A 20,582-nucleotide genomic window follows, 5' to 3' on the forward strand; every position below is an offset into this window, starting at 1 on the left:
ATTAGTTGGTTTTTTTTCAGTTAACTTAATCAGCGGTTAAAGACGTTCTTCTAACCATCCATGAACCGATTTGATCGCTTCCGGTAATGCGGCAATATCTGTACCACCAGCTTGAGCCATATCAGGACGCCCCCCGCCTTTACCACCAACTTGCTGCGCTACCATATTCACCAGTTCACCGGCCTTAACTTTGCCGATAAGGTCTTTAGTCACGCCTGCTATTAAGCTGATTTTACCATCATTAACATTGGCTAGAAAAACAATACAACTGCCCATTTGGTTCTTAATGTCATCGACCATCACTCGTAAGTTTTTATTATCGCCGCCTTCAAGAGCGGCGACTAAAACTCGATGACCAGCGATAGTTTCAACCTTACCCATAACGTTAGCGCTTTCGACGGCAGCCAACTTATCTCTAAGCTGTTGCATTTCTTTCTCTAGAGCTTTCGATTTATTTGCAGCGTCACTTAATTTCACTTCATATTGAGTTTGCTGAGCATCAATTGCGTCCAGAGCGGCTTCACCAGTTACGGCTTCAATACGGCGAATACCAGCAGCAATACCACCTTCTGATACCACCTTGAATAAACCAATATCACCCGTATTTGTTGCGTGAATACCACCACAAAGTTCAGTAGAAAATTCGCCCATACTCAGCACGCGCACTTCTTCATCATATTTTTCGCCAAACAACGCCATCGCGCCTTTCTGTTTGGCTGATTCAATATCTGTGACATTGGTTTCTATCACATGGTTGACACGCACTTGGCTATTAACCAAACGCTCGACTTCACGCAACTCTTGAGGCTTAACCGCTTCAAGGTGTGAGAAATCAAAACGTAGGCTCTCAGCTCGAACCAATGAACCTTTCTGAGTAACGTGGTCACCTAAAACTTGACGTAATGCTGCATGCAATAAGTGTGTTGCTGAATGGTTGAGAGTGATCGCAGTACGGCGTTCAGAATCAACCTGAGCAAAAACCACATCTTCTTTCGCGAATACACCTTCAATAAGCTCACCATGATGAGCAATGGCGCCGCCCAGTTTTTGAGTATCTTCAACCTTGAATAGGCCAGAAGCAACCTTCAGATAACCAGCATCTCCACACTGGCCACCAGATTCTGCGTAAAATGGCGTTTGATCTAAAATGATGATCGCTTTATCACCAGCAGAAAGTGACTCTACTTCATCACCCTCAACGAACATTGCCACTACGTTTGATTGTCCATCTGTTCCACCATAACCAAGAAAATCAGTTGTAGCATCAATCTTTATCACTTGATTGTAATCAGTCTTAAACTGGCCCGCTTCACGAGCTCGCTTACGCTGAGCTTCCATCGCTTTTTTAAAGCCAACTTCGTCGATTGTGAACTCACGTTCACGTGCAACGTCGTTAGTCAGATCCGCTGGAAAACCATAGGTATCATATAATTTAAATACGGTTTCACCGTCCAGTTCTTTTCCTTCAAGCGTATTCAACGCGTCATTCAATATTGCCATGCCGCGTTCAAGAGTACGGCTGAAATTCTCTTCTTCGATTCGAAGTACTTTTTCTACCAGCGCTTGTTGTTTCTTAAGTTCGGTACCAGCGGTCCCCATAACCTCAGCGAGAACACCCACAAGCTTATAGAAAAACACACCTTGCGCGCCAAGTTTATTGCCATGGCGAACCGCACGGCGAATAATACGACGAAGAACATATCCACGGCCTTCATTCGATGGCATAACGCCATCAACAATCAAGAAAGCACAAGAACGAATATGATCTGCAACAACACGTAATGATTGGTTTGATAGATCTTTATATCCAATCACTTCACTAGACGCTTTGATTAGTGTCTGAAAGATATCCGTTTCATAATTGGAGTGAACACCTTGCATGATTGCCGCAATACGTTCGATACCCATGCCAGTATCAACAGAAGGCTTAGGCAAAGGCTCCATAGTCCCGTCACTCTGACGGTTAAACTGCATGAATACGTTGTTCCAGATCTCGATGAAGCGATCACCATCTTCTTCAGGGGTACCTGGTCTACCACCCCAGATATGTTCACCATGATCATAGAAAATTTCAGTACATGGTCCACAAGGGCCTGTATCGCCCATTTGCCAAAAGTTATCGGACTCGTAAGGTTTACCACCTTTCTTGTCGCCAATTCGAACAATACGGTCAGCAGGTATGCCGACATCTTTATTCCAAATCTCGAATGCTTCATCGTCAGTTTCATAAACAGTAACGAGCAGTCTTTCTTGAGGTAACTCAAGCACTACCGTTAGGAATTCCCATGCGTAACCGATGGCATCATTTTTGAAATAATCACCGAAACTAAAGTTTCCTAGCATTTCAAAAAAGGTATGGTGACGGGCAGTAAAACCGACATTCTCTAGGTCATTATGTTTACCACCAGCACGAACACATCGTTGTGCACTTGTCGCTCGCGTATAGGCTCGTTTGTCGATACCTAAGAAACAATCTTTAAACTGGTTCATTCCAGCATTGTTAAACAGCAATGTTGGATCATTTGCTGGTACCAATGATGAACTTTCTACAATCTGATGTCCTTTGCTTTCAAAGAACTCTAGAAACGCACGGCGTATCTCGTCGGTGCTCATAAACATGCGACTCTTCCTGAAACTTTCGATATGAATTTAGGACAAATATTGCCCACTAACAGATATTTGGCGAGTATTGTAAATCAAGGTTAGGATTTCGCCTAGTTTTCTTCATCAAAAGAATAACGCCAATCCAACTAAACATTTGGTCAAATTAAATGTGCTCTTCATGTAAAAGTTAATTGGTGCCAAGCTCATAATTAGGCCTATTTAAGAACCGGGCGTTTTCTACATCATCGATGTAGATTTTAATTACATGATTGATATGAACGGTATAATATCAAATTTGCCAAATTTTTGAATAATATAGGCATGATTACGCTAATCTTAATGATATTTGCCAGCGATAGTCTTTAGGTTTGATTAATGTAGAGCAGATAAGAATCTAAATCGTCGGTGTAGGAACGGGAGTTTGTAATGAGCACACGGGTATGAATTGGTTTTCCATGTTGGCACTTTGTGCCTCTGCAAACTCGCCTACAGCAGTAGATTGTGATGCAGTCCACCTTGCCTACAAAAATAAAATAGCTGGAATAGCGTTATCAGTGACCGATATCGATGCAATAACACGGACTGCCTATGCTGAGGCTTCTAATCAAGGTTCTATCGGGTTAAGCGCTGTCGTATTTGTCATTCTTAACCGTAAAATGAGTGAACAATTCTCGAACTCTATTGAGACGATTGTCAACGCAAAAAATCAGTTCGAACCAGTGTCTAAGGTAGGGACTTGGCAGCAACTCCCTGAGCCAAGTTCTGATCAGTTCGCTCGCATCGAGACCATTTTAGATCTGGCCAAAAATGGTTATTTATCCGACCCTACCAATGGTGCGCTCTACTTTCAGAATTCTAAAGTTGTATCGGAAAGAGCGCGAAAAGGTAGTGTGTCAAAAGAACTTATTCATTTTGGCAATGCACCTATTTCCGCTACTATCGATGACCACACTTTCTACGCCCTGATGTGCAATACAACGAACATGCCCGTAGAGTCAGATGAAAAGCCATCGGCATTGCGTCAATGGGAAAATCCGATCCAAAAAGGAATTAAACAGTTACGAGGAGGCATTCAAGATAAAGATTAAATGAATGTCGGCTCGATAATGAGCGACTCGTTCAGATTCGATTGCTCATAAACATAAAGCATAACTTCCGCTTTAATCTGTCACTCTCACTCATAAAAAAACCCCGCATTAGCGAGGCTTTATTCATGATACTTAGAGCGTTTAGTTGCTTTACAACTCTTCTTGAGGAACTGGTTTTTCTACGACTTCCTCAACAACTGGTGCTAAAAGAAGCTCTCGTAGTCTAGTATCAATTTCTAGTGCAGTCGCAGGGTTCTCACGCATGTATTTACCTGCGTTAGCCTTACCTTGACCGATTTTATCGCCTTTATAGCTATACCAAGCTCCTGCTTTTTCAACAATTTTGCTCTTAACACCTAAATCAATCAATTCACCTTCTCGGTTGAAACCTTTACCGTAAAGAATCTGTGTTTCAGCTTGTTTGAATGGTGCCGCTATTTTGTTTTTAACAACCTTGATACGTGTTTCATTACCAATAACTTCATCACCATCTTTAATGGCGCCAGTACGGCGGATATCGAGGCGAACAGAGGCATAAAATTTAAGGGCATTACCACCCGTTGTCGTCTCTGGAGAGCCAAACATAACACCGATTTTCATACGGATTTGGTTGATGAATATACACATGCAATTTGACTGTTTAAGGTTACCCGTTAACTTACGCATTGCTTGAGAAAGCATACGAGCTTGAAGGCCCATGTGGCTGTCACCCATCTCACCTTCAATTTCAGCTTTAGGCGTCAACGCCGCAACGGAATCGACAACAACAACATCAACCGCACCAGAACGAGCCAGTGCATCAACGATTTCTAAGGCTTGCTCACCAGTATCTGGTTGTGACACAAGTAACTCATCAATATTTACACCTAACGCCTTAGCGTAGATTGGGTCTAGGGCATGTTCAGCATCAATAAATGCACAAGTTTTACCTTGTTTTTGCGCCGCAGAAATTGCTTCAAGTGTTAAGGTTGTTTTACCTGATGATTCAGGACCATAGACTTCTACGATACGTCCCATAGGAAGCCCACCAGCGCCTAGCGCTATATCCAGAGCTAGAGAACCTGTTGAGATGGTTTCTACGTCCATAGTGCGGTTATCGCCAAGACGCATAATTGAACCTTTACCAAATTGTTTTTCAATCTGACCTAGAGCCGCTGCAAGCGCCTTCTTTTTGTTCTCATCCATTACTTTCTCCGCACTATTTGATTATTCGCGTGTTACTTCTTAATTAAAACTAATTATACTGTAGATTCATACAGTGTCTATAGCTATGTGAAAGTTTTTTCCTAATTCTACCGTAACTCATGCTCTAATAAAGATGTGCAATAGAACATTAAGGAAACCGATAGATATGGATATTACTTTTCACCAAGTTTCGCTTCAAACTACAGGTACCTATTTAGAAATAGAAGATTGGCATATATTTTCTAACCAGTCATGGGGCATATTTAGTACTGAAGGTGATATAGGTTCAAACCTTGGTGATTTACTCTGCCAAGAACGGGATGCAAGTGCGGGGACTATAGAGGGGTTATCACAAAATATTGCTCAGATATCACTTGTCGAACAACAACGTTTGTTAGAATCTGAACTCGCCGATGACGATACGGATTTTATAGACAAGATAGACACCGGCACGTCTGTTTATTCTCTTATTTATCAACAATGCCATGATGATGAACAAACCCTTGAACTTATGTTTGAACTCGACCTGACCCATTTAAGAGACACTGGCTTTCGAGTTTTATCTACCGGAGAAACCCGCCGATTAATGCTGGCGCGCGTTCTCGCGTCTAAACCGACACTACTTCTACTCGATGAACCTTATGCTGGTCTAGATGTTGAGCACAGAAAGTACCTCACTAGCTATCTTGAGCGCCTAAGCGCATCAATACAATTGATTATTGTCGTATCACGAGAAGATGAGATGCCCACTTGGATTGATAAAGTGGCTTTGTTTTCTTCGGGTAAGCTCTGTGAAATCATGAGTAAGTCAGAATGGAACGAGCACCCCATTATAAGTCAGATAACCGCTCAATCACAAAAACAGAGTGAACTAGTCATCGCACTGATACACAAACACCAACATACCAGTTATTTTGACAATCCACTCTTTGAGCTAGAAGACGGAAAAGTCGCTTACAGTGATTCTGTCATTTTTACTGGTGTAAATTGGCGCATTAATAACGGCGAACATTGGCAGATCAGAGGCCCAAATGGATGCGGAAAGAGCACCTTACTAGGCCTAATTTTTGGTGACCACCCTCAATGTTATAGCAACGTAATTCATATTTTTGGTAAAAAACGAGGATCGGGAGAAACTATCTGGGAGATAAAACAAAACATCGGCATGGTTTCATCTGCACTCCACCTTCAATATCGAGTAGGTTGCACCGCTTTAGAAGTTGTTTTATCTGGATTTTATGACTCAATTGGCTTGTATAGCCAACCTTCAAGAAAGCAGATAGAGATTGCAAAAGAATGGCTTGAAATACTGCACATGACCACGTTCATTAAGACGCCGTTTAAGCAGTTGGAATATGGACAACAGCGACTACTTTTGATCGCTAGAGCATTGGTAAAACAACCTGCCCTTCTTATTCTCGATGAACCATACCAAGGTTTAGATAATCTTGGGCGGAGACTGGTCATGAATACCTTAGATATGATAGCAAAAGAGAACCTAAGCCAACTTTTGTACGTATCCCATTATCAACAAGACACATTAGAAAACATCCATAACTTCGTAGATTTTGTTCCTGACGAACAGAGTGTTGGATACAAGGTTATAATTACTCAACATTAAAAAGAGTCGCCGCAACAAACGTTACGGCGACTCTTTTTTCAGCTTTAACCGCGATCTATCACATCTTTGTAACCGAATACACCTTTGTGAATTCGGTTACAAAAGCGTTTAAGCTAGGCTTTCTTTTATCTTTGCATGTAACTCTTGTACAGAAGTGACCGTCTGACGGTCATCTGCCGTATGCGCCATACAAGTCGCAAACGCAGCATTAAGCGTGGTTGTATAGTTCACTTTCTCTTGCAAAGCGCCACGACGTAAGACCTTTGAGTCTTCAATCGCTTGGCGACCCGCAGCCGTATTGATAATATAGGTATATTCATTGTTCTTGATTCGGTCAAGAATATGAGGACGCCCTTCATGCACCTTGTTTACTAAGCGAGGATTAATACCCGCCTCACCAAGGATAACGGCTGTTCCGTGGGTCGCGTCTAATTGATAACCAAGCTTGGTCAACTTAGAAGCAAGGTCTACAACACGCTGTTTATCATCATTACGTACAGAGAGTAGAGCTCGCCCACCTTCCGGGTACTCCTTGCCACAACCAAGCTCTGCTTTAGCAAACGCTTCGGCAAAGGAGGCACCAACGCCCATTACTTCACCGGTAGAGCGCATCTCTGGTCCAAGTAGAGGATCAACACCGGGGAATTTATCAAACGGCAACACCACTTCTTTGACCGAATAATACGGTGGAATAATCTCTTTAGTAAAACCCTGTGATTCAAGAGATTGCCCGGCCATAACACGAGCGGCAATTTTAGCCAGTGGAGCTCCCGTTGCTTTAGACACAAATGGAACCGTTCGAGCCGCGCGAGGGTTTACCTCAATAAGGTAAACCTCGTTATCTTTTACCGCAAATTGGGTATTCATCAAACCACGAACGCCGAGTTCGAAGGCCAGTTTTTCTACCTGTTCACGCATCACATCTTGTATTTCTTGGCTTAACGTATAAGCAGGTAATGAACATGCAGAATCACCAGAGTGAACACCTGCTTGCTCTATATGTTCCATAATACCGCCGATAACAACACGCTCACCATCACAAATGGCGTCAACATCAACTTCAACAGCATCATCTAAGAAACGGTCTAAAAGAACTGGAGATTCATTTGAGACACTTACCGCTTCATTAAAATAACGTCGTAAGTCAATTTCATCGTAGACGATTTCCATTGCACGACCACCCAACACATAAGACGGACGTACAACGAGTGGGAAACCGATATCTTTCGACTTCTCGATGGCATGTTCCATTGCCGTTACTGTGGCGTTTTCAGGTTGCTTAAGCCCTAGGCGGTCAACCGCCGTTTGGAAACGTTCACGGTCTTCCGCTCGGTCTATAGCATCAGGACTGGTACCAATAATTGGCACACCTGCTGCTTCTAGAGCACGAGCAAGTTTCAGTGGCGTTTGACCACCATACTGAACAATGACACCTTTCGGCTTTTCAACACGAACGATTGCAAGCACATCTTCGAGGGTTATAGGTTCAAAATAAAGTCGGTCTGACGTATCGTAATCGGTTGATACGGTTTCAGGGTTACAGTTAACCATAATGGTCTCATAACCATCTTCTCTAAGCGCAAGAGAAGCGTGCACACAGCAGTAGTCAAACTCGATACCCTGACCAATACGGTTAGGACCACCGCCAATAATCATGATCTTTTCTTTATCCGTCGGTCTTGCTTCGCACTCTTCATCATACGTAGAGTACATATATGCAGTATCCGAAGAAAACTCGGCAGCACAAGTATCGACGCGTTTATACACTGGGTGTATATCATGTTGGTAACGTAATCGGCGAATTTCGCTTTCAGCAACGCCAAGTAAAGCCGACAGGCGAGCATCAGCGAAACCTTTGCGTTTTACTTTACGAAGTAAATCTTTATTCAGGCCAGCAAATCCACCTGCTTTAATTTGCTCTTCGATTTTAACCAACTCTTCAATCTGGGCTAAGAACCAGCGGTCAATCGACGTAAGATTAAATACACCATCTACCGATAAACCGGCACGGAATGCATCGGCGATATACCAAATACGGTCGCAACCCGCTTCTTTCAATTCATGACGAATAGTCGTGAGTGCATCAGGTGCATCAAGATCAACCATTTCATCTAAACCGTTCACACCAACTTCCAATCCACGAAGCGCTTTTTGCAAAGACTCTTGTTGGTTACGACCTATTGCCATTACCTCACCAACCGACTTCATTTGGGTAGTCAAGCGGTCGTTCGCACCAGCAAATTTTTCAAAATTGAAACGAGGAATCTTCGTCACGACATAATCGATGGTTGGTTCGAAAGAAGCCGGAGTTGCTCCTCCCGTGATGTCATTCATTAACTCATCTAAGGTATAACCGATTGCAAGCTTAGCGGCTACTTTCGCGATTGGGAAACCTGTCGCTTTTGAAGCAAGAGCAGAAGAGCGAGATACACGAGGGTTCATTTCGATGATAACCATGCGGCCATCTTTAGGGTCAATACCAAACTGTACGTTTGAACCACCCGTTTCAACACCAATTTCGCGAAGTACGGCTAAAGAAGCATTTCTCATTAACTGATACTCTTTATCCGTTAATGTTTGAGCTGGGGCAACGGTTATTGAATCACCAGTGTGAATACCCATTGGATCAATGTTCTCAATGGTACAAACAATGATACAGTTGTCATTCTTATCTCGAACCACTTCCATTTCGTACTCTTTCCAACCGATAAGAGATTCATCGATTAAGAGTTCGTTGGTTGGAGAGAGATCTAAACCACGACGGCAAATCTCTTCAAATTCTTCTTTGTTATAAGCAATACCGCCACCCGAACCACCCATGGTAAAAGAAGGGCGAATAATACACGGAAAACCGACCATTTCTTGGACTTTATGTGCTTCGTCCATTGTTTTAGCGGTATCAGCTCTTGGGCATTCTAACCCAATAGATTTCATCGCTTTATCAAAGCGAGAGCGGTCTTCTGCCTTATCAATCGCGTCAGCTGTCGCGCCTATCATCTCGACACCGAACTCAGCCAGAACTCCGTGTTTTTCTAAATCTAACGCACAGTTAAGTGCCGTCTGACCACCCATAGTTGGCAATACTGCATCTGGACGCTCTTTTTCAATAATGTTGCGAACAACTTCCCAATGAATCGGCTCAATATATGTTGCGTCCGCCATGTCGGGGTCAGTCATTATTGTTGCAGGATTAGAGTTTACAAGAATAACTCGATAGCCCTCTTCTCTCAGCGCTTTACAAGCTTGTGCACCAGAATAATCAAATTCGCACGCCTGACCGATAACAATCGGCCCAGCACCTAGGATTAGAACACTTTTGATGTCATTACGTTTTGGCATTCTTCTCGACTCCGTTTATGCGCTGTGCTGTTCAATAAGTTCAATAAAGTGGTCAAACAATGGTGCAGCATCTGCTGGACCAGGGCTTGCTTCTGGATGACCTTGAAAGCTAAATGCGGGTTTATCGGTACGATGTATACCCTGTAAAGAGCCGTCAAAAAGCGAAACGTGTGTTGCTCTGAGGTTTTCAGGCAGTGTTGCTTCGTCAGCAGAAAAACCATGGTTTTGAGAGGTAATCATAACCACGTCTCTATCCAAATCTTTAACTGGATGGTTTGCACCATGATGCCCAAATTTCATTTTTTTAGTCTTTGCACCAGACGCCAAAGCAAGGATTTGATGTCCTAAACAAATACCAAATATTGGTAAACCCTTTTCAAGAAAAACCTTCGTCGCTTCTATCGCGTAGGTACATGGCTCAGGATCACCAGGACCGTTAGATAAGAAAATGCCATCAGGATTCATGGCTAACACTTCTTCAGCAGATGTTTGTGCAGGAACGACCGTTAAACGACAGCCTCTATCGACCAGCATTCTCAGTATGTTTCGTTTTGCCCCGAAATCGTATGCAACTACGTGGTAAGGGAGTTCACTATCATCTTTCGCTTCAGGTAGCCCACCAATCAATTGCCAAGAGCCCTGCTTCCAAGAGAATGGTTCTTTCGTTGTTACTTCTTTGGCTAAATCCATTCCTTTGAGTCCGGGAAACGCTTTTGCTTTCGCTAAAGCGAGTGACTCATCAAGATTGTCACCGGCAACGATACAGCCATGTTGTGCGCCTTTTTCTCGCAAAATACGCGTTAATTTACGCGTATCTATATCCGCGATACCAACGATATTTTGTGACTTCAGATAATCAGACAGAGTCTGCTCACTACGAAAGTTAGAAACGATAAGAGGCAGGTCACGAATCACAAGTCCTTGTGCATGAATCAAAGAAGATTCTTCGTCTTCTGAGTTAGTGCCTGTATTGCCAATATGAGGATAAGTTAAGGTGACGATTTGTTGGGAATAGGAAGGATCAGTGAGGATTTCTTGATACCCCGTCATCGAGGTATTAAAAACGACTTCTCCGACTGCAGAACCTTGTGCCCCAATGGAAACTCCGTTAAAAATTGTCCCATCTTCTAGGACGAGCATTGCTGACTTACTCAAGACAACCTCCAGAATAAAAATGCATAAATTATGTATTAATTTGCAATTCTACCTTCCTTGCCGCCGATTACAACAGCATTATGGAATTTAGACAAATTGGCGGTATTCTAGAGATCAGTGTGATATGTGTCAACAACATACCGATAACCACTCTGTCTTTTTTCAACCACATAAGGCATAAGTTCGTCAGAAGGCTTAAAAAAACAAGTTAAGTCCATGTTTAAACACAGTTACATTCGCAAACACTCAAGAGAATATGAGATAAACGTCAATTTCATCAATTCAACATTAAATTAAAATAGCAAACGTTAACGCCGTCGACTTAAGTGCAACTTTTGGGGGTGATTGTCTATATATGAGCTAAAAGCCCAAAAAGTCATGGTCAAATCAGTAATAGGGGTGAATTTATCACCAGCATAAAATTCAACCACAAGGAGGGGATTTAAATTGCGCCAACCAATATTGGCGCATAATTATGTAATTAAAGCTCGTTTAACCCGAGCACATCCGACATAGTATAAAAACCAGTTTGCTTTTGATTCAACCAGATTGCGGCTTTTACAGCACCATTAGCAAAAGTCATTCGATCCGTTGCTTTATGGGTAATCTCGACTCGTTCACCAATATCTGCAAACATAGCCGTATGCTCACCGATAATATCGCCAGCTCGAATGGTTGCGAAGCCGATTTCGTTTTTGGTTCGTTCGCCAGTGATCCCTTCACGTGCATAGACCGCAACATCACTCAGTTTGTTATCCATAGCGCCCGCTATTGCTTCACCCATTCCAATAGCAGTACCGGAAGGTGCATCTATCTTAAATCGATGGTGAGCTTCCACTATTTCTATATCGCAGTAGTCTCCCATTACTTTTGCTGCTTTTTCTAGCAACTTAAAGACAAGATTTACGCCAACACTATAGTTAGGAGCCATAATAATCGAGATATGCTTAGCCGCTTCATCGATGATTTCTTTTTCTTCTTCAGTAAAACCCGTCGTACCAATAACCATTTTTTTATTGTGTCGCTTACAAAGTTCAATATTCGCTAGCGTACTTTTTGGCATGGTAAAGTCGACAATTACATCAAAATCAGTTATCGATTTTTCAAGATTATCTACAAGAGAAATATCTAAATGCCCTTCGCCACATAATTCGCCAACATCAACGCCAACAAGTGAGGATTCTGGCCTCTCAGAGGCTGCCCCAACTGATGAGTTTGAGTTATGGTGGGTAGCTTTCACTAAATTGCGGCCCATTCGACCCGCTGCTCCTGCAATCGCAATTCGAACCATTGCGTAAATCTCCGTACATTTAAGTGAAATCCAATTTAACTGAAATGAGTAATCGCTTCAAGGTATCTTAAAAATTGATTTTTTATCTTGTTTTTAAGACGACAGCGAAACCATTCACCTTATGGGTTATCTGAATCTTATTAATCGAATCTATTTATCCGTATTGTTTTATTACTTTTTTTAGAATAGGAATATTGGCTTCAGGAAAGGAAAAATCTTCTAATAATCCTATTTCCACCCATTCTCCTTGCTGACCTTCTTTGCCGTAAGGTTCATTTTCAAATCCCGTCACCGTAAAAAAATCAAACTTCAGAGATTTATCAGGATAATCATATTCCAAATGCTCAAAGAGTGATTGCTGGGTCACTTCAATGCCAATCTCTTCAAACAATTCTCTGAACATTGCATTCTCTGGGGTCTCATCTAACTCGACTTTACCGCCAGGAAACTCCCAAAACCCTCCTTTATGCGCATCTTTATGGCGCTTAGTAATAAAAATTTTATCTTTCTCACCGTTAAGAATGATGGCTGCAACTATGTGTAAGCGTTTCATATCTGACTCTTGTTTTCATTTTAAATATTTTGTGTATAAAAAAGGCCGCTTCACGCGACCTTTTTTCATTTTACAAATTTTTCACTTTATAACATCAACCAATTTTACCGTGGCATTGCTTATATTTTTTACCTGAACCACATGGGCAAGGTTCATTTCTACCTACTTTACGTTCTTCACGTACCATTGGTTGTTGCGTTCCGTCACCATCTTCGGAATCATCGCCTAATTGATTTTCCGCGGACTGATGTTCAAACTGTTGTCTACGGGCAGATTCTTCTGCTTGAGCTTGACGTTGCGCTTCCATACGCTCAACTTCTTCTTGTTGTTGAACTCGTACTTTACTCAAGATCATGATCACATCAACTTTAAGCATATCTAACAAGTTTTCAAACAGTTCGAACGACTCGCGTTTGTATTCTTGTTTAGGGTTCTTCTGTGCATAGCCACGCAAGTGAATACCTTGACGAAGGTGATCCATTGCCGCAAGGTGTTCTTTCCATAGGTTATCAAGTGTCTGTAACATGACAGATTTTTCAAAGTTACGAATAACTTGTTCACCCACGGTATCTTCTTTCGATCTATAAACTTCTACTGCTGTATTGTGGATACGCTCACGAAGCGCTTCTTCGTAGAGCTTGTCGTCGTCATCTAACCAAGTTTGAATAGGTAGATCAAGATCAAAGTCGTTTTTAAGACGATCTTGCAAGCCTTCTATATTCCACATATCTTCAAGTGATTGATGTGGAATATATTCATCCATGACCGAATCAAATACATCTTGGCGATTGTGGTCTATCATTTCACTGATATCGTCCACTTCCATAAGCTCGTCACGTAGTTCATAGACGACTTTACGTTGGTCATTGGCAACATCATCATAATCGAGAAGCTGTTTACGAATGTCGAAGTTACGGCCTTCTACTTTACGCTGGGCTTTTTCAATAGAACGAGAAAGCATACGACTTTCTATCGCTTCACCTTCATCCATACCACTTTGTATCAAACCAGCCATACGATCAGAAGTGAAGATACGAAGGAGTGAATCTTCCATTGATAGATAAAAACGAGAAGAACCTGCATCACCTTGACGACCTGAACGGCCGCGCAACTGATTATCGATACGACGAGATTCGTGACGTTCTGTACCAATGATGTGTAAACCTCCAGACGCAAGTACTTTGTCATGCTCAATCTGCCAGTTTTCTTTTATTTTTTGAATCTGCTCTTCGCTTGGGTCTTCTATCTTATTCAATTCCGCTTGCCAGCTACCACCCAATACGATATCTGTACCACGACCCGCCATATTGGTAGCAATTGTCACTGCTTCAGGAGCCCCTGCAAAGGCAACGATATCCGCTTCTTGTTCATGGAATTTAGCGTTCAAAACGTTGTGTTTGATTTTAGACTTTTTGAGAGCATTAGAAAGTAGTTCAGATTTCTCGATTGAAACAGTACCAACAAGTATCGGTTGGCCTTTTATCACTCGCTCTTTAATGTCTTCAATGATCGCTGCAAATTTTTCTTCTTCTGTGCGATACACCACATCCGGCATGTCATCACGAACCATAGGTTGATTCGTTGGAAGAACAACAGTCTCTAGATTATAAATAGATTGAAACTCAAACGCTTCTGTATCCGCAGTACCAGTCATACCTGACAGTTTTTCATACAAACGGAAATAGTTCTGGAAAGTAATAGAAGCTAATGTTTGGTTTTCATTCTGAATCTTAACGCCTTCTTTTGCTTCAACCGCCTGATGCAAACCTTCAGACCAGCGGCGTCCCGGCATGGAACGACCCGTATGTTCATCGACTATAATGACTTCATCATCTTTTACGATGTAATCGACATCTCTTTCAAACAATACATGGGCACGAAGTGCTGCATTGACATGATGAAGTAGGCTAATATTGGTTGGAGAATAGAGGGTATCTCCCTCTTCCATCATCGCATTATTAACGAGAAGTTCTTCTACAAACTCTTGCCCCGTTTCGGTCAAGTGAACCTGCTTAGATTTTTCATCAAGCGTGTAGTGACCATCCCCTCGATACTCTTCTGTATCTTCTTGATCTTGCAGTTTAAGAGAAGGTATTAGGGTGTTAATTTTTGAATAGAGCTCTGAGCTATCTTCAGCCGGACCAGAAATAATGAGTGGTGTACGTGCTTCATCAATAAGGATGGAGTCAACTTCATCGACAACCGCAAAGAAACGATCTCTTTGTACGCGGTCTTCCTTGCGGAATGCCATGTTATCGCGAAGATAATCAAAGCCAAACTCATTGTTTGTTCCGTAAAGAATATCGCACTGATAAGCTTGTTGTTTCTCTGGTGGTGCCATATTAGGAATGTTGACACCAACGGTCATACCTAAAAATTCAAAAAGTGCTCTGTTTGTCTCTGCGTCACGGCTTGCAAGGTAATCGTTCACCGTTACGATATGGACGCCTCTCCCAGGTAACGCATTCAAGTAAGCGGACAGGGTCGCAGTAAGTGTCTTACCTTCACCCGTACGCATCTCGGCAATCTGCCCTGAGTTGAGGACCATACCACCAATAAGCTGAACATCGAAATGACGCATACCAAAAACACGTTTAGACGCTTCACGAACCGTTGCAAAAGCTTCAGGAAGGAGCTGGTCTAGTGATTCACCTTTTTCTAGGCGCTCACGGAATTCAACGGTTTTAGCTTGTAGCTCTTCATCTGAAAAAGCTTCAAAATCTGGTTCAAAATTATTAATTTGTTTTACAATCTTTCGTAATCGACGCAGAGTTCGATCATTACGACTGCCAACAACCTTAGTCAGTATCTTACTTATCATTTTTTGCTTATCTCATGTTGTTTGGCTTTAAGCCTTTCCAATGCTTTTAGTCTCTTATAGACCGATGAGTCTTATTTAAAACAAGAAAACTGAAACAATATTATATTGTCAGATATTGTGGCTTACCTAATGAAATTCAAGTTATGTTTTAAAAGTTCTCAACATTTTAAGCGATAATTTTTTTTATTCCATTAGCATTTATATTAATTTGACCAAGATTGACTTTTTTATCCCTTGATGGTCATTAAGCGAACAAGTGTACTGGTTCTTTCATATCAACGCGAATGTGATAGATCATCAAATATGGAAATTAAGATAACAAAAAATTGCCATGCGGCAATTTTTGTCACCTTCGAACCCGCTATAAGCACGCAAAAAATAAGATAGGATCACGAAATACACAACTAAATTAAGACAAAAAAAAACCAGACTTCATGTCTGGTTTTTTCGAAACGAATAATTGTATTTTACTATGCTAGAACCATATTGGGTTCAGCAAATGCAACCGGTGAACCAGCTTCTTCTTCAAATGTCGCCCATTCCCACGCTTCTTGATCAGCAAGAACAGCACGCAGCAATTGGTTATTTAAAGCATGACCTGACTTATAAGCACGAAGCTCACCGACAATGCTATGACCACACATATAAAGATCGCCAATGGCATCAAGAACTTTATGGGTGACAAATTCATTATCAAATCGAAGCCCTTCTTCATTAAGAATACGGTATTCATCTAATACGATTGCACAATCGAAACTGCCACCTAGGCATAAGTTCTGCGATTGCAAATATTCAATATCATGCATAAACCCGAATGTACGAGCCCGTGAAATATCTTTAATAAATGCGTTTGAAGAAAAATCAAACAGAAGACGTTGTTCGTCCGCATCGATCGCAGGGTGTTCAAACTCTATTTCGAAATCCATACGGAAACCGTTATAAGGAACAAGTTCTGCCCATTTATCACCATCCTCAAAGCGCACTGGTTTCTTAATGCGTATGAATCTTTTTGGTGCATTCAATGTTTCAATACCCGCAGATTGTAACAAGTACACAAAGGGACTCGCACTACCATCCATAATCGGTATTTCTGGGGCATCAACTTCTACGATGACATTATCGATTCCCATACCCGCTAGAGCAGCATTTAAGTGCTCAACAGTGGAAATCCGCACACCTTCGTCGTTTACAAGCGCAGTACAGAGCATTGTGTCACGAACAGAGGCTGGATCTGCTGGAAAATCAACCGCAGGGTCTAAATCGGTACGACGATAGATAACACCAGTGTTTGCTGCTGCTGGACGCAAGGTAAGCGTAACTTTACGCCCAGAGTGTAAACCAACTCCGGTCGTTTTTACGATCTCTTTCAGAGTACGTTGTCTGATCATCTACCTTGCCTCTAATTAGTGTTATTCATCACGGTCAGCGTTGAAACTGACCGCGGATACTATCATAAATAAGACTTCTGTCAAATTATGACTATTTCTTAATCGGCTTGACGACGAAGAAATGCTGGTATATCCAAATAGCCACTTTCTTTTTCCGTCTTAGGAGCCGTGCTTTGGTTTGAACTGCCTTGCGCCTGACCACTATTTGACGGTGCTGTCGGTTGCGGCTTCACCCCTTCTTTTTTATGCAAAGGTTGTGCCGTTTTTTCATCTACTTTTGCTGCAACGGGTTGTGAAACCAGTGTTGCCGCCATTGCTGGTTTCGGTTTTGCCGCAGAACCTGCAACTAACGTTATTTCAGGTTTCTTCTCTGCGCCAATACCTGTTGCTACAACCGTTACGCGGAACTCTTCTGTCATATCAGGGTCAAGAGAGGTGCCAATAACAACCGTTGCATTATCCGATGCAAATGCTTTAACTGTATTACCTACCGTTTCGAATTCATCCAGACGCATGTCTAAACCAGCAGTAATGTTAACCAGTACTCCACGAGCACCCGCTAAATCAATATCCTCTAAAAGTGGGGACGATATTGCCGCTTCTGCCGCTTCTTCTGCACGTTCTTCACCACTTGCAACGCCACTACCCATCATTGCATGACCCATTTCAGACATAACTGTTCTTACATCTGCAAAGTCAACGTTGATCATACCAGGTCGCGTAATAAGCTCTGCGATACCTTGAACGGCATTCTTTAGAACATCGTTAGCATAACCAAACGCCTCTAATAGCGTTACGCTTCTACCATATACTTTAAGCAATTTTTCATTTGGTATTGTTATCAAAGAGTCAACATGTTTAGAAAGCTCTTCAATACCTTGCTCAGCAAAAGCAAGACGTTTTTTGCCTTCAAAACCAAATGGCTTCGTTACTACGGCAACAGTTAGGATATTTAGTTCCTTTGCAACTTCAGCAATGACTGGTGCTGCACCTGTACCCGTTCCACCACCCATACCAGCAGCGATAAATACCATATCGGCGCCACTAAGGATTTCTTTAAGTTTTTCTTTGTCTTCAATAGCTGAATCACGGCCAACTTGAGGGTTAGCACCTGCGCCTAGTCCTTTAGTAATGTCACCGCCAATTTGGATAACAGTACTCACACTAGCTTTGCGTAAGGCTTGAGCATCAGTATTAATACTAATAAACTCCACACCTTCGATGGATTCGCGAACCATGTGTTCTAATGCGTTACCGCCACCACCACCAACACCAACGACTTTAATTACAGCATCGTCAGACATTTCCATCATCGGTTCAAACATGTGTTGTCTCCGTTTTTCCTGCTATCAGGTTAAAACTCTTTTTGTATCCAATTACGCATTCTACTAAAGAATGAAGTAAATGAGGAACGTTTTGGTTCACTATATTCACCATCGTCATTCATTTGACTATCTTTTGCGTAATGAAGTAATCCCACTGCCGTAGAATGATACGGCTCTTTAACATAGTCTGTAAGTCCGCTAACCTCTATAGGCTTACCGACTCTAACTCGATTTGCGCCAAAAATTCGTTCTGCGCATTCAACCAGACCTTCCATTTGCGAAGCACCACCAGTTAATACAATACCGGCCGCTAGGTGATGCTTGATACCATCTTCTCTTAATTGAGCTTGAACGGTATTAACAGACTGATTGATGAAGCCCATTAATTCAGCATAACGTGCTTCAATAACGCCAGAAAGTTCCTGACGCTTTAAAATTCTTGATGGTCTTCCACCAACACTTGGTACGTTAACCGTGTCATCTTTGCTCACTAACTCGCTCAATGCACAGCCATATTTTACTTTAATCTCTTCAGCGTCACCAACCGGCGTACCAAAAGCAAAAGCTATATCACTCGTTACTGAGTTACCCGCATAAGAAAACACTTCAGTGTGTCTCAATGCGCCGCCAGTCCATATGGATACATCCATAGTACCAGCTCCGATATCAACAACACAGACGCCTAACTCTCTTTCGTCTTCAGTAATCACTGCATTACTTGACGCTAAACCAGAAAAAACCAGTTGATCAACCTTCAAGTCGCATCGTTCAACGGCTTTTATAATATTTCTTGCCATATCATTATGGCAAGAAATCAAGTGAACGCTAACTTCCATGCGTACACCAGACAAACCTAGCGGGTTTTTAATCCCTTCTTGGTAGTCAATCGTAAACTCTTGAGGTATGACATGTAAAATTCGCTGTTCTTCGCCAATTTTAATCGACTTAGCCGTATGAATGGCTCTGTCCATATCATCTTGGGAAACCTCTTCATCAGCGATTGTCCCCATTCCTTTTTCTATCCGGCTGGCAATATGTCTGCCCGACAATGAGATGAATACGCTGCTAATTTTACACTCAGCCATAAGCTCGGCTTGATCTACCGCTCTTTGTACTGACTTCACAACGGATTCTAGATCATTTACTCCGCCCTTATCCATTCCACGAGAAGGACTACTACCCGCACCTATAATATTAACTTGACCGTCGGGTAATAATTCACCAACTAATGCAGATACGCTTGCAGTGCCAATATCTAGACCAACAATAATATTATCGTCTGCATTTTTAGTCATTTAATTTCTCTTGCTCTTCTTCTGATTCATTATCCGGAAACCAGCCAACTGCCGCCCCGGTATCATATCTAAGATCGACATAGCTAACGCGTTGCGACTCATTACCTAACCGATAATAAAGTGACGTAAAACGCGCCACCCGTTCAATCAATGATTCTTTACCTAGTTCAAGGCGAATACCATTATCTAATATAATTTGCCAAGCATGACGGTCGTTAAGCACCAAAGAGGTAATCTTGAGGCCTAAAGGTGCAAACATCGGGCTAACTTGTCGCCATGTATCCAATACACCGCGGCTACTCCCTTGTGGACCATAGAGCTTGACTCTATCTTCTTTCAACTCTGCAACGTCAGCATTAAATACATCACCAGACGTATTCAGCAGCGCATTGCCATTCCAAATAGCAGAAGCCTTGTGTTCTACTAAATATATTTTAACTAAATCCGGCCATTGTTTTCTAATTGATGCCTGAGCAACCCATGGAATTTCAACTATGACTTGTTGTAATACATCGACATCTTGCGACATAAATGTGCCCACATAATCCATACTTCGTAACGCAAGCTGTACATCTTTACCTGAAACGTATTCAAGTTCACCCTGCAACACTAATTTTGATAAGGGGAGACGTTGCTCATCAAGCATCCAACTTATGGTTGATTGCAACAATAAGCCTATGGATAGCAATACTAACAGCAAGAACATGCCACCAACAGCATGCTTTTTTGTTTTACTTATTTGACTGGTGGTATTTAGACCTCCATAGTCAAATTCACTTACCGCTTTATTCATCAAATTTAATTCATTAGCTTTAATAAGTGATATCCATGTCAATAGACTTAACTAATAATGCGTATAATTTAACTAACAAATTATACTTAGACTGCCCAAAGTATCTACCCTTAGCAGAAGAATA

13 protein-coding genes are annotated in these 20,582 nt (G+C 41.9%); 2 read left to right on the forward strand and 11 right to left on the reverse strand.

What is annotated here, in order from left to right:
- Nucleotides 1–36 precede the first annotated feature (36 nt).
- Nucleotides 37–2,619: an alanine--tRNA ligase gene (gene alaS / locus AACW90_RS06550; protein WP_390232448.1), complete on the reverse strand. Its 2,583-nt coding sequence runs from the start codon at nt 2,617–2,619 to the stop codon at nt 37–39.
- A gap of 425 nt (nt 2,620–3,044) precedes the next feature.
- Between alaS and AACW90_RS06555 the strand changes: the two genes are divergently transcribed.
- Nucleotides 3,045–3,692 (forward strand): cell wall hydrolase, encoded by a 648-nt coding sequence (locus AACW90_RS06555; RefSeq protein ID WP_390232451.1) that lies wholly within the window; start codon nt 3,045–3,047, stop codon nt 3,690–3,692.
- A gap of 150 nt (nt 3,693–3,842) precedes the next feature.
- Here AACW90_RS06555 and recA read toward each other — a convergent pair whose 3' ends face one another.
- A complete protein-coding gene (recA, locus tag AACW90_RS06560; RefSeq protein ID WP_390232454.1) occupies nt 3,843–4,877 on the reverse strand; it encodes a recombinase RecA in 1,035 nt (344 codons plus the stop codon).
- A gap of 166 nt (nt 4,878–5,043) precedes the next feature.
- Here recA and AACW90_RS06565 point away from each other — a divergent pair, with 166 nt between their 5' ends.
- Entirely contained in the window at nt 5,044–6,498 is a 1,455-nt protein-coding gene (locus tag AACW90_RS06565; RefSeq protein WP_390232457.1) for an ATP-binding cassette domain-containing protein, read from the forward strand.
- A gap of 108 nt (nt 6,499–6,606) precedes the next feature.
- On the opposite strand, the gene carB is transcribed toward AACW90_RS06565, so the two are convergent.
- The 9 genes from carB to AACW90_RS06610 form a co-directional block, all read right to left on the reverse strand.
- Nucleotides 6,607–9,837, reverse strand: a complete 3,231-nt coding sequence (carB, locus tag AACW90_RS06570; RefSeq protein ID WP_390232461.1) for a carbamoyl-phosphate synthase large subunit — start codon at nt 9,835–9,837, stop codon at nt 6,607–6,609.
- Between the two features lie 15 nt (nt 9,838–9,852).
- A complete protein-coding gene (carA, locus tag AACW90_RS06575) occupies nt 9,853–10,992 on the reverse strand; it encodes a glutamine-hydrolyzing carbamoyl-phosphate synthase small subunit (protein WP_390232465.1) in 1,140 nt (379 codons plus the stop codon).
- 481 nt (nt 10,993–11,473) lie between these two features.
- The gene (gene dapB / locus AACW90_RS06580) at nt 11,474–12,283 is read right to left on the reverse strand and encodes a 4-hydroxy-tetrahydrodipicolinate reductase (protein ID WP_390232468.1); all 810 of its coding nucleotides are present in this window, start codon (nt 12,281–12,283) and stop codon (nt 11,474–11,476) included.
- A 154-nt stretch (nt 12,284–12,437) separates the two neighbouring features.
- Nucleotides 12,438–12,836 (reverse strand): 8-oxo-dGTP diphosphatase MutT, encoded by a 399-nt coding sequence (mutT, locus tag AACW90_RS06585; protein WP_390232471.1) that lies wholly within the window; start codon nt 12,834–12,836, stop codon nt 12,438–12,440.
- A gap of 94 nt (nt 12,837–12,930) precedes the next feature.
- Entirely contained in the window at nt 12,931–15,657 is a 2,727-nt protein-coding gene (gene secA, locus AACW90_RS06590; protein WP_390232474.1) for a preprotein translocase subunit SecA, read from the reverse strand.
- Between the two features lie 470 nt (nt 15,658–16,127).
- Complete coding sequence (lpxC, locus tag AACW90_RS06595) at nt 16,128–17,045, reverse strand: UDP-3-O-acyl-N-acetylglucosamine deacetylase (protein ID WP_275134771.1); 918 nt, start codon at nt 17,043–17,045, stop codon at nt 16,128–16,130.
- A 98-nt stretch (nt 17,046–17,143) separates the two neighbouring features.
- A complete protein-coding gene (ftsZ, locus tag AACW90_RS06600; RefSeq protein WP_390232479.1) occupies nt 17,144–18,370 on the reverse strand; it encodes a cell division protein FtsZ in 1,227 nt (408 codons plus the stop codon).
- A gap of 29 nt (nt 18,371–18,399) precedes the next feature.
- Nucleotides 18,400–19,665: a cell division protein FtsA gene (gene ftsA / locus AACW90_RS06605; protein ID WP_275134773.1), complete on the reverse strand. Its 1,266-nt coding sequence runs from the start codon at nt 19,663–19,665 to the stop codon at nt 18,400–18,402.
- The gene (locus AACW90_RS06610) at nt 19,658–20,458 is read right to left on the reverse strand and encodes a cell division protein FtsQ/DivIB (RefSeq protein WP_390232484.1); all 801 of its coding nucleotides are present in this window, start codon (nt 20,456–20,458) and stop codon (nt 19,658–19,660) included. The genes ftsA and AACW90_RS06610 overlap by 8 nt, the downstream gene beginning before the upstream one ends.
- Nucleotides 20,459–20,582 lie beyond the last annotated feature (124 nt).

Origin of the sequence: Vibrio frigidus (assembly GCF_042465995.1) — a bacterium.
Lineage (GTDB): Bacteria > Pseudomonadota > Gammaproteobacteria > Enterobacterales > Vibrionaceae > Vibrio.